The organism is Saccharothrix sp. NRRL B-16348, from assembly GCF_001280085.1.
GTDB lineage: Bacteria > Actinomycetota > Actinomycetes > Mycobacteriales > Pseudonocardiaceae > Actinosynnema.
In genome coordinates this window covers 1-14459 of sequence record NZ_LGED01000016.1, presented here as the reverse complement: position 1 = coordinate 14459, position 14459 = coordinate 1, and the positions used below count along the sequence as shown (strand labels likewise).

Sequence of the window (14459 nt, the reverse complement as noted above, 5' to 3'; positions counted from 1 at the left end):
CGAAGCCGGGCAGGCTTGGCGGACGCTCTTCCCGCCAGGCCTGCCCGGCTTTGGCCTGCCTGGGGTGCCCGTAAGGGCCCCATGTCAAATCGAGCCGGACTCAGCCACCGAACTGTGCTGCCCCTGCCCCCAACCACCGGACAACACGGGCATGTCACCGACCCCAGCCGTCCACACGTACGTCCAACACACCCGCCCATCACCCAACGTCACCCGCACCCGCCGGTACTCGTCACCCTCGTACTCGTCCAACACCGGCAGCGCATCCTCCGGCCTCTCCAGCCTCAACACATACCCAGGCACACCGCCCCCATCACCAGGCCGAAACGCCGGATACCCACGCCCCGTGTCGTGAAGCGTCCCGGACAACGACGCAGCCACCGGCTCACCACTCACGAACGGCTCCACGAGCCCCCACGCCCGGAACCCCGGCTGCAACGTCCCGTACACGAACAACCGGTCCGGCCAGTCATCCGGCGACGGCTCACCGTGCACCGGGCTCACGTCCAACCCGTCCCCGTCCGCCGGCCGACCACCGAGCCTGCGCGCCGCCCGCTGGTCCACGTCGGCGCACCGCACCGCCCTCCCGTTGACCAGCAGCGGCATCCGCCGCGTGCCCGCCCCGGTGTACGCGAGCACCGAATCGACCACGCCACCGTTGAACAACGTCACCCGACCGGTGTGCACGCGGACCAGCCGGTAGCGCAGCCCTCGTCCTTCGCAGCGGTCCAGGACCCGCAGTTGCTCCGCGGTGGCGAACCACACCGCGTGCTCCTCCTCGACGCCCGGCGCGGCGGCGAGGGTCGCCGGTCGCTGGCCGTCGGTCTTGCGCAACCCCGCGGCCCACACGGCGGCCAGCCCGTCGCACCGGGCTCTCAGCACGACCGCCGGGCCGGTCAACCCCAGCTCTTCACGCAGCCACGTCACCTTGGCGGGGTTGGCGTTGGAGCCGTACGCCAACACCGGCATCCGGCCCGCGAGCGGCGGTTCGCCGTGCACCGCGAGCCAGTCGTCCAGGTCCTGCCCGTCGGGGGCGACCCGCCATCCGGAATCGGCACCGGGATCGGGCGTGACCGGCCAGCCGGCGCCGTCGAGGTGCACGAAGCAGTGTCCCGGCCGAGCTCCCGGATAGGGCTCGGCCGGGTGACTATCGTCCGTGAAGGGCTGCGTCATGGTCCCCATTCTGGCAAACCACCCCCCGAATTCACCGGCCGTTGGTTTGCGGCTTGCACGAAACATCGGACCTATACACGCACCGACGCCCGCCCACCGCACCCGACAACCCCGCGAGCCGCATACACATCGGAGGTATAAACGTGACCTGTCACACTTTCTCGGCCCGCCGGGCGTCGTACTCGTCCTGCGCCGCCATGAAACTGGGCAGGTTCTCCTCGATCCAGCCGAACAACTCGCTGATCTGCTTCGCCGCGTGCGTGCCCAGCGCCGTGAGGGAGTAGTCGACCCGCGGCGGGATCACGGGGTGGACCTCGCGGTGCACCAACCCGTCCCGCTCCAACGCCTGCAACGTCTGCGCCAGCATCTTCTCGCTGATCCCGGACACCTCCCGGCGCAACTCGCTGAACCGCTTCGTCCCGCCGCCGTCGTCCAGGAGCTTGCCCAGCACCAGGCTGCCCCACTGCCCGGTGGCGTGATTCGCGATCACCCGTGTGGGGCAGTTGCGGTCGTATACGTCACCTCGAACCACCATGACAAGCACCCTACCTGCATGCTTTCTCACCCGTAAGTACCCCACTTCAGGGTAGGTACTTACGAATAGTTAGCGCCCGACCTAGCGTTGGCCGCATGACGACCATGATCACCGGCGCGACCGGCCACCTCGGCTCCCTGATCCTCAAGCACGCCCTCACCCGCCTCCCGGCCGACCGGCTCGCCGTCTCCGTCCGCGACCCGAAGAAGGCCGAAGGGCTCGGCGTCGAGGTCCGGCCGGGCGACTTCGGCGGCCCCCTCGCCGACACGTTCGCCGGCGTGGAGACGCTGCTGCTGGTGTCGGTGGACGGGCCGGACGAGATCCGCATCCAGAAGCACCACAACGCCGTCCGGGCTGCGGTCGACGCCGGTGTGAAGCACATCGTCTACACGTCGGTCTCCGACGCGGACACCTCGCCGCTCGACCTGGCCAAGGTGCACAAGGCGACCGAAGAGGCGATCCGCGCCACCGGCATCCCGTTCACCTTCCTGCGCAACGGGATGTACCACGAGAACTACCTCCCGCACGCGCCCGGCCCGATCGTCAGCGCCACGGGTGACGGCCGCATCGCCAGCGCGTCCCGGGACGACCTGGCGCTGGCCGCCGCCGTCGTGCTCAGCACGCCCGGCCACGAGAACGCGGTCTACGAGCTGACCGGCCCGCGGGCGTGGAGCTTCGACGAGCTGGCCGCGCTGGTCGGCACGACCCACGAGAAGGTGAGCGCGGCCGACCGCGTCACGGGCCTCAAGGGCTTCGGCCTGCCGGACTTCCTCGCCGAACTGCTGGCCGACATCGAGGTCAACATCAGCCGCGGCGCACTGGCCGAGGTCCGCCCCGACCTGGAGAAGCTGATCGGCCGCGCCGCGACCACCATCGAGGACGCCGTGCGGGCCTGACCACCGGCGCGTGACCTGACCACTGGCGCGTGACCTGACCGGTCCTACCCGCCAGCCAACAGCGCCGCGTCGATCTCCCGATGCGCTTCGGGGTGCTCCTCCCACCACTTCGCGTACCCGGGATTGCGGGGCAGCACCGCGCGGTACGCCCGCGCCGCCGCCGCGAACACGTCGTGCGCCCGCCCCGCGGCGGGCCCGTCCCGGCGGGTGGCCAGCATCAGGTCCACCATCAACGGCGCGCCGCGCAGCGGCCGGATCACGATCCCGTCGCCGCTGCGCGACTGCGGCAGCGCGAACGACACCGCCCCGTTGGCGACCAGGCTGCGCGCGGTGCTGGCCTCGTTCACGTGGTGGGTGAACCGGGGCGTGAACCCGGCCTCCGCGCACGCCGTGAAGATCTGCAGCCGGTTGCCGACGAACTCGTCCGGCGGCGCCACCCAGTCCCGGTCGGCCAGCTGCGCGAGGTCGACGTCGTCCTGCCCGACCAGCGGGTCGGTCTCCGGCAGCGCCACGAACTGCGGCTCGCTCACCAGCCGCCGCAGCTCCAGCCCGCGCAGCTCCCGCCGTTCCAGCCCTTCGAACCGGTCCAGCACGCCCAGCTGCACCTGCCCCGACACGAGCAGTTCGAGCAGGTCCGACGCGCCGGGCATGATCTCGGTGCGGACCTCCGAGCAGGGGATCGCCCGCCGCAGCTCCTCCACGAAGTGCCCGAAGAACAACGTGGGCACCCCGCCGACCAGCAACGGTCCCGGCTTGCCGTCCCGCGTCCGCTCCCTGGTCCGCTCACGGGCCAGCGAGACGAGCTGCTCGACCTCGTCGAGCACCAACCGGGCCGTGCCGACGACCTGCTTGCCCAGTTCGGTGGGCGAGGATCCGCCGGGCGTCCGGTCGAACAGCCGGCCGCCGACGATCCGTTCGACGGTCCGGAGCTGGGCGCTCATCGCGGGCTGCGTGAGCCCCAGGCGTGCGGCGGCCTTCGTGAGGCTGCCTTCTTCGGCTATCGCGCACACCGCGCGCAGGTGGCGTAGCTCAAGCTCGGGCATAACGCTCTTCTATCCCCCTTTCGTATGAGCCGCCAGCCTTTCCTCCCGTCATAGTTGGCGAGGTTCCCCTGCGACCGAGGAGATTCAGATGCGCCACGCGAGCCAGATCTACTAGCCGGTTCCACCCTTGCCCGCGGGCTCCGGCCGGGCCCGTCAGGGGTGCGAGGCGGACGTCCCCACCCCGTTCGGGGCCGCCGGTCGCGACTGCGGAGTGAGCGACCGGCGGCCCTGTCGCGTGGGCGGTAGTTTCTTGGTATGTCAGTACTGGACAGCCCTGTCGACTGGGTGAACGAGCACATCCGCAAGTACGTCGAGTCCGGCGGCGCGGAGGGGCACGAGTGGCAGCCCGGTGTCTTCACGCTCCTGCTGACCACGATCGGCCGGAAGTCCGGGAAGCCCCGCCGCACCGCGTTGATCTACCAGCCCTACGGTGACGCGTACGTCGTCGTCGCGTCGCACGGCGGCGCGCCGGAGCACCCCGCCTGGTACCGCAACCTCGAAGCGCGCAACGAGGCCGAGGTGCAGGTGAAGGCGGACGTCTTCCCCGCGACGGCCCGCACCGCGACCGGCGAGGAACGCGAGAAGCTGTGGAAGCTGATGACCGAGGTGTGGCCGGCCTACGACGAGTACGCCACGAAGACCGACCGCGAGATCCCGGTGGTCGTCCTGGAACGCGCCACGTCGTAGACCCGTCCCCACCCGCCTAGTTCCCCTCGACCCCGTCCGACGTCCCGTCGGGAATCCGCACCGCCGCGCCGGTGACGGTGACCCGCGGGTCGTCGGGCGCGACCGCGATCTCCAGCAGGCTCGGCCGACCCATGTCCACGCCCTGGTGGATGGTGATCGACCGCGACCGCCCGACCTGCCCGATGGCCCGCAGGTACCCGCCGAACGCCGCCGCCGCGGATCCGGTCGCCGGGTCCTCCACGACCCCGCCCACCGGGAACGGGTCGCGCGCGTCGAACACGTCCGCGCCGCCACTTCGCTGGTGCACCAACTGCGCGGTCAGCGCGCCGTTGGCCCGCAGCAGGTCGCCCAACGCGTCGAAGTCGTACTCCAGCGCCGCCAACCGCTCCCGCGTGCGCACCGCCAGCACGAGGTGCTTCGACCCGCCGAACGCCCAGTGCGCCGGGTACCGCGGGTCGAGGTCGTCGGCCGACCACCCCAGGGCGCGCAACGCCTCCGCCACGTCCTCCTCCGGCGCCGGCGTGGACGACGTCGGCACGCTGGTCAGGCTCGCCTTCCCGGGCGTCGCGGCGATCTCCACCAGCCCCGCCGGCGTGTGGAACCGCACCGTCCCCGTCCGCTCCAGCGCGACCGCCGACGCCACGGTCGCGTGACCGCAGAACGGCACCTCCACCAACGGGCTGAAGTACCGCACGTCGAACTCCGACCCGTCACCGCGCGGGAACAGGAACGCGGTCTCGGAGTAGCCGACCTCGGCGGCGATCTCCAGCATCGACGCCTCGTCCAAGCCGGTAGCGTCGAGCACGACACCGGCGGGGTTGCCGCCGGACGGGTCGGTGGTGAATGCGGTGTAGCGGAGCACCGCGGGGTGCTGCGCTGCGGGTTCCCGCACTGCCTGTTCCTGCGCTTCGTTCATGCGGACAGCGTCTCCCACCACCCATCATCGAGTCCAACGATTCCCTGCGATGGGTCTGATCGGTATTGTCGATGCGGTGGACACCCGCCTCCTGCGCACCCTCCTGGTGCTCGCGCGCACGGGCAGCTTCACCGCCACCGCGGCGGAGCTGCACCTCGTGCAATCCACGGTGACGAGCCAGGTCAAAGCCCTGGAACGGCACCTCGGCGCCCGCCTGTTCGACCGGCTGCCCAGCGGCGCGCGGCTGACCGAGGCGGGCCGGCAGGCCGTCGAGCACGCCCGCGAGGTGCTGACCTCCGAGCAACGCCTGCGTGACGCCGTGCGCGGCAGCACGGCGGTGGAGGGCGACGTGCGGATAGCCGCACCCGAGTCGGTCTGCGCCTACCGGTTGCCGCAGCGCATCGCGGACGTGGCGATGCGCTGGCCGGGCATCTCCGTGCACCTCTCGCCGGCGGGCACCCGCCAGGCACTGGCCGGGGTCCGCAACGGCACGCTGGACCTGGCGCTGGTGCTGGAGGACTCGCTGACCGCGGCGGGTCTGAAGGTGACCGCCATCGGCGTGGAGCCGATCGAGCTGGTGTCCGCGCCCGGCGTGGTGCTGGACGAGCGGTACTTCCTGCTGGAGGAAGGCTGCTCCTACAGCGACCGGTTCGTGCGGGACCTGCCGGCGACGCCGAGCATCACCCGGTTCGGCAGCATCGAGGCCGTGCGGTCGTGCGTGGTGGCCGGGTTGGGCTGGACGGTCCTGCCGCGCGTCGCGGTCGCCGAGCAGTTGGACGCCGGCACGCTCCAGCGCGTGCGCGAACTGCCCGACAGCACGTTGTTCCTGGTCACGGACCCGCGCCGGACTCCCTCGGCCGCCGTCCGCGCCGTCGCGGCGGCTCTCGGCTGAGGAACAACCCTCACGCCACGACCTGCGCCAGCATCCCCTCGCAGCTGCGCACGACCACCGCCGCCGCCCGCCGCTGCCCGTGGTCCAGCGCCGGGTCCACCGCGTGCTCCCGCCACCGGCCCAACGCGTCCAGCACGGCGTGCCGCAGCTCGCTCTCCGTCGGCTCGTACTCCATCCCCAGCCGCACCACCGGGTTCGTGCCCAGCCCGCCCACCAGCCGCGACGCCTCGGCCTCCAGGTCACCGGGCAGCCGCGTGCGCCCGCCCTGCAACGCCGCCAACAACCGCAGCTCCCGGAAGTCGTGCGCGGACGCCAGGATCCGCTCCACCGACGCGGCCAGCCCGACCGACCCGGGCCGCGGCTCGGCGCGCAGCACCACGTCCAGCCCCAGCAGCGCGGCCCGCGCCTTCAACACCTCACGCCGTTCGGTGAAGTACACGCCGATCGAGTCGCGCAGCTCGCCGAGCCCGCTGCGCTGCACCAACTGCCCGGTCAGCTTCACCTGCGTGTCGAAGCCCTGCCGGATCAACGTGGTGGTCAGCCGCACGCCGAAGATTCCGAACCGGTCCACCAGCCCGCGCCGCACCGCCGGGTCCAGCCGCACCGGGAAGTCCTCGCCCACGAACCGGTCCGCGGACAGCAGGTGGCCGTCCAACTCGGTGCGCGCCAACGACGCCAGCGCGGCCAGCGCGGTGAACTCCTCCGCCCGCACGGTGCGCGCGGCCACCGCGAGCAGCCCCGCCACCGCGACCACGTTCTGGCACAACGGGGTCACCGTCGCCTCGCGCCGGTACCGGCGGGCGATCTGCTTGGCCGACGACAGCGCGTCGATCCGGCCACCGCCGATCTCGTCGGCCCGCGACAGCACCAGCACCGTGTTGACCGGCGCGATCCGCGCCACCGGGTGGTCGTGCGCGGTCTGCAGGAACCGGACGTCGGTGGTGTGCAGGTGCCTGGTCAGGTACAGCACCGCGTCGGCTTCGCCGTAGACGTGCTCGACGGGCGCGCCCGCCGGCGTGTCGATCAGCGTCAGGTCGCGCAACGACCGGGACGGCCACTCCACGGTCACGCGCTCGGCGTCCGGCGCGTCCACGAACGCCTTGCCGTCGCGGCGCAGCACCGGCACCTCGTACTGGCCGACGTGCGCCTTGGCCTGCGGCCCGTCCTGGTACCACGTGGTGGCTCCGGTCGGCGCGAACTCCTCGCCGATCAACGCGCTGACCACGGTGGACTTGCCCGAGCGCGGCGCGCCCGCGACGGCCACGCGCACCGGCTCGCCGAACCGCGCCTGGTGCCCGCGCAGCCACGCGACCGCGCGCGGGCTGTCCCGGTAGACCACCAGGGCGTCCTCGAGCAGCGCCCAGACCTCGTCCTCCAACGTCACGCCGGGGCCGAGCTCGCCCGCAGGCATCATGCGCTGATCCCCAACGGCGGCGCCTGGCCTCCCGCGAGCGACTGGACGCGCTGGTAGAGCTGGACGAGGTCGTCCAGCTCGCGCTTGGCGTCCCGGTTGCGGCGCTCCCGCTCGGTGTTGTCGTCCTGCACCGCGCGGCGGGCGCTGCGGGCCGATTCGAGCAGCGTCTCCTGCATCTCCTCGGCCAGCGTGGCGAAGTGGTTGCGCAGGCTGCGCTGGATGTGCCGGGCCGCGTCGCGGCAGTCCTTGCTGAACTTGATGAAGAAGTCGTCCACGTGCCGCGCCGCGGCGGCCTTGGCGGCGGCCTGCCTGCGGCGCAGCCGCTGGTCGCTCTCGTCGATGATCGACTTGCCGCCGAACAGCGCGCCCGCGCCCAGCGAGATCGCGTTGATCAGCGGCATCCCGGCGAGGCTGGTGGCCAGGCCGAACATCAGCACGCCGCCGTAGGAGCCCTTCAGGCCGGTGAACGCCTTCTGCATCACGCCGAACTTCTCGATCACCGGCTTGTCCATCGGCGCGACCCGGTCCAGCACGTCGTCCCGGAAGATCGACTCGGGCAGCAGGTCGTCGCGGGCCACCGGGAAGCTCTTGGCGACCTTCTCGGCCACCCACTCCGAGCGGTCGAGCAGCCAGGCGAAGTTCGTGGTGGCGGCCTCGGTGAGGTTGTCCTCCAGCCAGGCCTCGAACTTGTCCCAGCCCAGCGCCGGGTCGGCGGTCTCGAACGTCTTGTCCACCTCGCGCATGATCTTGCGGGTCCGGTCGCGCAGGTCGTACTCGATGTCGGAGACCAGGTCGGCCATCTCGTCGGCCAGCACGGTCTGCCAGCGCGCGGACCGGCGGCGCAGCTCGTCGATGCGGCGCTGCGCCTCGTTGAGCGCGGCGATGGTCTTCTCCGGCCCCTGGGCGACGCGGGCGGACAGCTCCTCGCGCACCGGCGCGACCAGCTGCTTGATCGCCGACGCGGCGGTGACCGCGACCGTGCGGCGGGCCAGCTGGTCGGCGGCGGCCACGATGTCCTGCCGCACGCAGGCGAGCAGCTCGGGGAACCCGGACTCGGCGTTGAGCGCCTTGTCGCCGGTCTTGGCCGCGCGCAGGCGCAGCGCGGCCGACACCGGGATCAGCTTCGCGGTCACGCCCGCGCGGGCCAGGTGCGCCCGGTTGCGCTCGACCACGCGCCGCCACTGCGCCGCGATGTCGATCTTGGTGAGCACCACGATCACGTTCGGGCACGACGTCATGACCTGCTTGAGCAGCTCCAGTTCCGACCCGGTCAGCTCGGCCGTCGCGTCGGAGACCATGAGCACGGCGTCGGCCTGGAGCAGCGCGGTGAACGTGCTCGCGGTGTGCGCGGGCCGCAGGTCGCCCACGCCCGGTGTGTCGATCAGCACCAGGCCCGAGTCCAGCAGGGCCCGGGGGATGCCGACCTCGGCGCGCACGACGTCGCCGCCGTGGTGCCTGCTGGCGCTCACCTCGCTGGCGAGCTGGTCGAGGGGCACGGGGATGCGTTCGGTGGGGGTGTTCGCGATGGACGCGCCGCGGACGAGCGCGGCCGACGGGGTCTCCGCGTGCTGCACGAAAGTGGGAACGGTGGTCGTGACGTCGTCACCCACCGCGCACACCGGGGCGTTCACCATCGCGTTCACGAGCTGGCTCTTGCCCTGCTTCGGCTCGCCGATCACGAGCACGCGGAGCTTGGGGTCCAGCTGGCGGGCGCGCTTGTCGCGCAACCGTTCGGCCAGGTCGGGCCGGTTGTGCGCAGCGCAAGCCCGGATCGTGTCGTCGAGCACGTCGAGCCAGGGCGCGGACATCACCCGGCAGAGTGTGCCGGTAAAACCCGTCCGGGTGAAAGTCCGGACACGTTCCGAGCACGTTCCGGGCACAAGGCGAGGGCCGGTCCCGTCCAGTGGACGGAACCGGCCCTCAGGTGGTGGATCAGGCTCAGAAGAGCAGGTTGTCCACGCCGAGCGAGTCGACGACCGGGAGGTCGAGGCCGTCGACCGTGCCGGTGACGTTGCTCACGACGCCGCCGACGCCCGCGGTGTCCGCGACGCCCGCGACCGCACCGGTGACGTCGGACAGGGGAGCGGCGCCGTGGGTGTCGAAGTCGGCCGAGCCGTGCGCCGAGCCGGACACGCCGAGCGTGTCGCCCAGGCCGGCCACGTTGCCCAGGCCCGCGACGTCGCCGAGGCCCGCCACGTTGCCGAGGTCGCCGACGGGCAGCGAGCTGGTGAGGCCACCGGTCACGTTGCCGAGCACGCCGTTGAGCGTGTCGACGGCGCCGAACGCGGTGCTGGTCAGGCCTTCCGCGCCCGGCAGTGAGCCGGTGACCCCACCCGCGGTGGCGACGGCACCGTCCAGCGTGCCGGTCGCCGTGGAGGTCAGGTCCCCGACCTGACCGGTGGCGGTGTGCAGCGTGCCGTCCAGGGTGTCGGTCACGTCACCCACCGCGGAGAAGTCGCCCTCGACCGACAGCTCCGCCGTGGCGACGCCGTCGAGCAGGTCCCAGCTCGACACGCCGCCGAAGACCGACAGGCCGTCGGCGTCCGCGCTGAGCGTGCCCGCCACGGCGGCCTTGACGTCGCCGGCGCCGGTGGCACCCGACACCGCGAGCTGGTCCGTGACGGCCTTGAGCTGGAAGATCGCGCCGGCCTGGCCTGCGTCGACCAGGTCGAGCGGCAGGTCCTCGAGCAGCGAGCCGTCGAGGGCGGGCAGGCCCCCGGTCGGCACGTAGTCGAGCACCAGCGGGATGACTTCCTGCACGTCCAGGGCGCTGATGTCGCTCAGGCCGGCCCTCGCCAGGGTGCCCTCGGCGTCGGCCTGGAAGTCGGCCAGCGCGGTCGGGTCGCTGAGCAGGTCGAGAACGAAGTCGTGCAGCGTGTTGGGGCTGGAGCCCATGATGGCTATCTCCTGGTCAAGTAGGACGCGGGTGGCCGGCCCGGCAGGGGTGGGGGCCCGGCCTGGTGATCAAGGTAGGCGCGGGGGGATCACCAGCCATCGGGGATTACTCCCAGTAGATACCGCAACCACGATGGGGTGGTTCTCGTTCACTCCCTAGGGGATTAGGGGATGGCCTTGTGACCATCTCGTAACCCGTGTAGGTACTGCCGGTAGTTCGTTCAGGTGAGTGAGGAGGCTCCGAGTTGCCGTACGTCCTCGGGGTCGACGTGGGCACCACGCGCACCGCCGCCGCCGTGTGCAGGCTGGGCGGGGCCGGGCGCGCCGAGCCCGAGGTGGTCGGCCTCGGCGGTCCGGGCGGCGGGGTGGCGTCGACGCTGCAGCTCACCCCCGACGGCGCGTTCGCGGTCGGCGAGCCGGGCGACCCGCGGTGGACCGCAACCGGCTTCGGCCGCCGGGTGGGCGACGCGGTGCCGGTCGTGCTCGGAGCGGACAGCGCCGCCGAGCGGTGCCCCGCCGAGGAGCTGACCGCGCTCATGGTCATGTGGGTGACCGACCAGGTCGCCGCGCGGGAAGGCGAACGGCCCGCGCACGTCGTGCTCGCGCACCCCCCTGGCTGGGGCGCCCACGCCAAGGGCCTGATGCACCGGGCGCTGCGGTCGGTCGGGGTCGAGGCGTCGCTCGTGCCCGAGCCCGTCGCGGCGGCCGAGAACCACGCGTTCACCCGGTCGGCCGCCGGACCCCTCGGCGTGTTCAGCCTCGGCAGCCACGCGTTCAGCGCCTCCGTGGTGGGACGCGGGTTCGAGCTGGTCAACACCGTCGAAGGGGTCGACCACGCGGCCGGCGTCGACTTCGACGACGCGGTGTTCTCGCACGTGCGGACCACGCTCGGGCGGGCGCTGGCCGAACTGGACGCCGACGACCCCCGCACCCGCGGCCTGTTCGGCCGGCTGCGCCGCGACTGCGAGGCGGCCAAGCGGATGCTGTCCGGCACGGTCGAGACGTCGATCCCGGTGCACCTGCCGTCCGGGCCGGTGGACGTGCCGATCACCCGCGCGCAGTTCGAGGACCTGATCCGGCCGGACGTGGAGGAGGCCGTCTCGGTGTTCACCAGGGTCGCCGCCGGCGTCGAGATGACCGTGCTGGTCGGCGGCAGCGCCCGCATCCCGCTGGTCGCGGCGTCCGTGCCCGGCCGGGTGGTGCTGGAGGCCGCGCCCGAGACGTCCGTGGTGAAGGGCGCGGCGCTGGCCGCCCGCAAGCTGGTGATCGGGCCCGACGCCGAACCCGAGCCGATCGAGACCTCGGTCATGGTGCGCGACGACGACCCGCTGCTGAGGTTCCCCGTGGGCGGCCTGGAGGCGCCGGACGCGGAGTTCACCGCGCCGCCGCCCCGCCCGCCCGTCGACATCACCCCGCTCGACCTGCCGGAACGGCGCACCGTGAAGCGCGTCGTGCGCGGGCTCGTGCCGACCGGTGGGCGCCGTGCCCGTGACAGCGAGGATGGCCGTTGAGCCCGAGCATGACCGCGCGTCCAGTGTTGTCCCGGCAGGTCACGCAGGTCTTGGACGCCGTCGCGGCGGCCGTCGACGCCGGGCCGGTGGTCCGGCTGGGCGTCGTCGCGCCCGGCGGGTACGGCAAGACCACCGTGCTGCGGGAGATCACCCGGGCGTTCGGGGACGCCGGCGCGTCGGCCTCGGTCGTGGACGACGCGCACCTGCTGCCGGACGCCGAGCTGCTGGCGCTGCGCTCTCTCGTCGAACGGGGGGACGAGAGCGTCGTGGTGGCCTACCGCCCGTGGCCGCGGTCGCGTGCGCTGGCGGCGTTGGCCGAGTCGCTGGGCCGGGCGCGGCCGTCGCTGACGCTGGAGCCGTTCACTCGGGAGCAGGTGCGGGCCGTGCTGCCCGCGTCCGCCCGCGGCCTGGTGGACTTCGTGCACCAGCAGACCGGCGGCGTGCCGCGGTTCGTGCAGCGGCTGGCCGGGCTGGGCACGACGGAGGTGACGCCCGAGGTGCTGGCGTCGTTCCGGGCCGACCTGGACTGGCTGGACGCCGACGTGCAGAAGTACCTGCTGGCCGCCGAGGCGGGCGCGGCGCTGCGGCTCGACCTGCTCGGCGCGCTGCTCGGGGTCGACGCGGACGCGGTCGGCGACGTGATCGAGGCGGGCCGGGCCACCGGCCTGGTCGCTGCCGACGGGACGCTGCTGCCCGTCGCGCGGCTGGCGGTGGCGGCGCTGAGCCGGACCGACCGGCGGATCGCCGTGCGGCAGCGGCTGGCCGAGCTGCAACTGCGGTCCGGCGGGCCCGTGCTCGACCTGGTGCGGCCGTTGATCGGCGTGGGCGGTGCGGGCAACCCGACCGGTGTCGCCGGGCCGGAGATGGCGCAGGCGTTCCGGGCGGCGGCCGACGAGGCGTTGGCCACGGACCCGGCGTTGGCGGCACGGCTGCTGGCCGCCATCGGCACGGCGGGTCCCGACGTGGCCGTGCGGCGGGCGGTGGCGTCGGCCATGGCCGGTGACCTCGACGCGGCGATGCGGCTCGCCGACCAGGTGATCTCCAGCGGCGACGTCGAGCACCGCGGCGCGGCGGCGGAGGTGGCCGCGATCGCGTTGGCGCACCGGGGCCAGCTGGCCCGCGGCACCGAGCTGCACCGGTGGTCGCCGAGCTCGACGTCGTCGGCGTTCGCGGTGATCGGCCAGGTCGGCACGGGCACGCTGCCGACCGCGGCGCTGCCCGTCGCGCCGCCGACCATGCTCGACGGCGGCGCTTCGCTGATGGCGCAAGGCGTGGTGGAGTCGGTGACGTCGTCCGCGACCACCTCACTGTCCACTTTGGTCCGTGCGGCGGGGTTGCTCGAACCGGCCGGACGGGCCGTGCTGCTGCCGGACACGCCCGCCGCGCTGGCCGCGCTGGTGGCGTTGCACAGCGGCGAGCCCGGTGTCGCCGAATCGGTGCTGGACCGGGCGATGGCGACGTCGTCGGGCGGCGCGCTGATGGTCGTGCGGCACCGGCTGCTGCGGGCGTGGATCGCGATGCAGCGCGGCAACCTCGCGCAGGCCAGGGAAGTGCTGGTGGCGCTGCGGAAGGTCGGCCGACCGCTGGAACCGCGGGACTGGCTGTTCGCGGTGGCGCTGGAGATCGGCGTGGCGCGGCGCAACAGCGACCTGGCGACGTTGAAGCGGACGTGGGAGCAGGCGTGCGAGGCGGTGCTGAGGCACCCCGTCGACCTGTTCACGTTCCTGCCGCTCGGCGAGTTCGCCACCGCCGCCGCGCGGCTGCGCGACCAGCACCGGCTGGCGCCGCACCTGACCGCCGCGCGGGACCTGTTGCGGGACTTGGGTGATCCGTGCCTGTGGGCCGTGCCGCTGCACTGGAGCGCGCTGCACGCGGCGATCATCGCCGAGGAGACGTCCGTCGCCGAGGAGCACGCCGCGTCGCTGGCCGCGTGCCGGGACCGGAGCCGGTACGCCGGGATCGTGTCGGCGGCGGCGGAGAGCTGGCTCGACGTGGTGGCGGGCAAGGTCGACGCGGACCAGGTCGAGGAGTCCGCGCGCGGCCTGCAGGCCGTCGGCCAGTGGTGGGACGCGGCCAGGCTCGCCGGCCAGGCCGCGATCCGGACGTCGGACCGCCAGGCGATGGTGCGGTTGCTGGACTGCGCGCGGCTGCTCCAGGGGCGCACCGCCCCGACCACGCGCAAGCAGCCCGAGCCGGCGGTGGAGGCCGACGCGGGCAAGCTCAGCGACCGCGAGCGCGAGGTGGCCGAGCTGGTCGTCGGCGGGCTGACCTACAAGCAGGTCGGTGACCGCCTGTTCATCTCGGCGAAGACGGTCGAGCACCACATGGCCCGCATCCGGCAGCGGCTGGGCTGCACCAGCCGGGCGGAACTGCTGGACCAGCTCCGCCAGATCGTCGGCTAGTAGAGCGTCGCCTCTAACGTTTGGGATAGAGATGGCGAAGTCGGGTACGGGCATCGTCGGTGGTGAAGTGCCAGTCGACCTGACGCTGGTCCGCG

The 14459-nt window shown here is 72.8% G+C and carries 12 protein-coding genes; 5 read left to right on the top strand and 7 right to left on the bottom strand.

What is annotated here, in order from left to right; all coding sequences use genetic code 11:
• Window positions 1-84 precede the first annotated feature (84 nt).
• Window positions 85-1173: a gamma-glutamylcyclotransferase gene (locus ADK67_RS55025; RefSeq protein WP_053715155.1), complete on the bottom strand. Its 1089-nt coding sequence runs from the start codon at window positions 1171-1173 to the stop codon at window positions 85-87.
• Between the two features lie 151 nt (window positions 1174-1324).
• Window positions 1325-1708 carry a winged helix-turn-helix transcriptional regulator gene (locus ADK67_RS04715; protein ID WP_053715153.1) on the bottom strand — a complete coding sequence of 128 codons (384 nt, stop codon included), beginning with the start codon at window positions 1706-1708 and terminating at the stop codon, window positions 1325-1327.
• Between the two features lie 95 nt (window positions 1709-1803).
• Between ADK67_RS04715 and ADK67_RS04710 the strand changes: the two genes are divergently transcribed.
• Window positions 1804-2604, top strand: a complete 801-nt coding sequence (locus ADK67_RS04710; protein WP_053715152.1) for an SDR family oxidoreductase — start codon at window positions 1804-1806, stop codon at window positions 2602-2604.
• A gap of 44 nt (window positions 2605-2648) precedes the next feature.
• Here the strand turns inward: ADK67_RS04710 and ADK67_RS04705 are convergent, their stop codons facing one another.
• Entirely contained in the window at window positions 2649-3647 is a 999-nt protein-coding gene (locus ADK67_RS04705) for a LysR family transcriptional regulator (RefSeq protein WP_053715151.1), read from the bottom strand.
• Between the two features lie 255 nt (window positions 3648-3902).
• Here ADK67_RS04705 and ADK67_RS04700 point away from each other — a divergent pair, with 255 nt between their 5' ends.
• Entirely contained in the window at window positions 3903-4334 is a 432-nt protein-coding gene (locus ADK67_RS04700; RefSeq protein ID WP_053715150.1) for a nitroreductase family deazaflavin-dependent oxidoreductase, read from the top strand.
• Window positions 4335-4350: 16 nt separating this feature from the next.
• Here ADK67_RS04700 and ADK67_RS04695 read toward each other — a convergent pair whose 3' ends face one another.
• Window positions 4351-5250, bottom strand: a complete 900-nt coding sequence (locus ADK67_RS04695; RefSeq protein WP_053715149.1) for a PhzF family phenazine biosynthesis protein — start codon at window positions 5248-5250, stop codon at window positions 4351-4353.
• A gap of 76 nt (window positions 5251-5326) precedes the next feature.
• Here ADK67_RS04695 and ADK67_RS04690 point away from each other — a divergent pair, with 76 nt between their 5' ends.
• Window positions 5327-6142: a LysR family transcriptional regulator gene (locus tag ADK67_RS04690; protein ID WP_053715148.1), complete on the top strand. Its 816-nt coding sequence runs from the start codon at window positions 5327-5329 to the stop codon at window positions 6140-6142.
• Window positions 6143-6152: 10 nt separating this feature from the next.
• Here the strand turns inward: ADK67_RS04690 and ADK67_RS04685 are convergent, their stop codons facing one another.
• From ADK67_RS04685 to ADK67_RS04675, 3 genes are all read right to left on the bottom strand, one after another.
• On the bottom strand, window positions 6153-7556 hold the full coding sequence (locus tag ADK67_RS04685; protein WP_231648013.1) for a hypothetical protein: 1404 nt from the start codon (window positions 7554-7556) through the stop codon (window positions 6153-6155).
• Window positions 7553-9364, bottom strand: a complete 1812-nt coding sequence (locus ADK67_RS04680) for a dynamin family protein (RefSeq protein WP_063797504.1) — start codon at window positions 9362-9364, stop codon at window positions 7553-7555. Before ADK67_RS04680 ends, ADK67_RS04685 begins: the two co-directional genes overlap by 4 nt.
• A gap of 130 nt (window positions 9365-9494) precedes the next feature.
• A complete protein-coding gene (locus ADK67_RS04675) occupies window positions 9495-10451 on the bottom strand; it encodes an IniB N-terminal domain-containing protein (protein WP_053715146.1) in 957 nt (318 codons plus the stop codon).
• A 245-nt stretch (window positions 10452-10696) separates the two neighbouring features.
• Between ADK67_RS04675 and ADK67_RS04670 the strand changes: the two genes are divergently transcribed.
• Both ADK67_RS04670 and ADK67_RS04665 read left to right on the top strand, forming a co-directional pair.
• Entirely contained in the window at window positions 10697-11962 is a 1266-nt protein-coding gene (locus ADK67_RS04670) for an Hsp70 family protein (protein ID WP_053715145.1), read from the top strand.
• 8 nt (window positions 11963-11970) lie between these two features.
• Window positions 11971-14364, top strand: coding sequence for a helix-turn-helix transcriptional regulator (locus ADK67_RS04665; RefSeq protein WP_053715144.1), 2394 nt, complete (start codon window positions 11971-11973; stop codon window positions 14362-14364).
• The last annotated feature ends 95 nt before the right edge of the window (window positions 14365-14459 follow it).

Bases quoted from the DNA above. Each gene is read 5' to 3' on its own strand.
- ADK67_RS55025 (WP_053715155.1), bottom strand. From the start codon at position 1,173: ATGACGCAGCCCTTCACGGACGATAGTCACCCGGCCGAGCCCTATCCG.
- ADK67_RS04715 (WP_053715153.1), bottom strand. From the start codon at position 1,708: ATGGTGGTTCGAGGTGACGTATACGACCGCAACTGCCCCACACGGGTG.
- ADK67_RS04710 (WP_053715152.1), top strand. From the start codon at position 1,804: ATGACGACCATGATCACCGGCGCGACCGGCCACCTCGGCTCCCTGATC.
- ADK67_RS04705 (WP_053715151.1), bottom strand. From the start codon at position 3,647: ATGCCCGAGCTTGAGCTACGCCACCTGCGCGCGGTGTGCGCGATAGCC.
- ADK67_RS04700 (WP_053715150.1), top strand. From the start codon at position 3,903: ATGTCAGTACTGGACAGCCCTGTCGACTGGGTGAACGAGCACATCCGC.
- ADK67_RS04695 (WP_053715149.1), bottom strand. From the start codon at position 5,250: ATGAACGAAGCGCAGGAACAGGCAGTGCGGGAACCCGCAGCGCAGCAC.
- ADK67_RS04685 (WP_231648013.1), bottom strand. From the start codon at position 7,556: ATGATGCCTGCGGGCGAGCTCGGCCCCGGCGTGACGTTGGAGGACGAG.
- ADK67_RS04680 (WP_063797504.1), bottom strand. From the start codon at position 9,364: ATGTCCGCGCCCTGGCTCGACGTGCTCGACGACACGATCCGGGCTTGC.
- ADK67_RS04675 (WP_053715146.1), bottom strand. From the start codon at position 10,451: ATGGGCTCCAGCCCCAACACGCTGCACGACTTCGTTCTCGACCTGCTC.
- ADK67_RS04665 (WP_053715144.1), top strand. From the start codon at position 11,971: ATGACCGCGCGTCCAGTGTTGTCCCGGCAGGTCACGCAGGTCTTGGAC.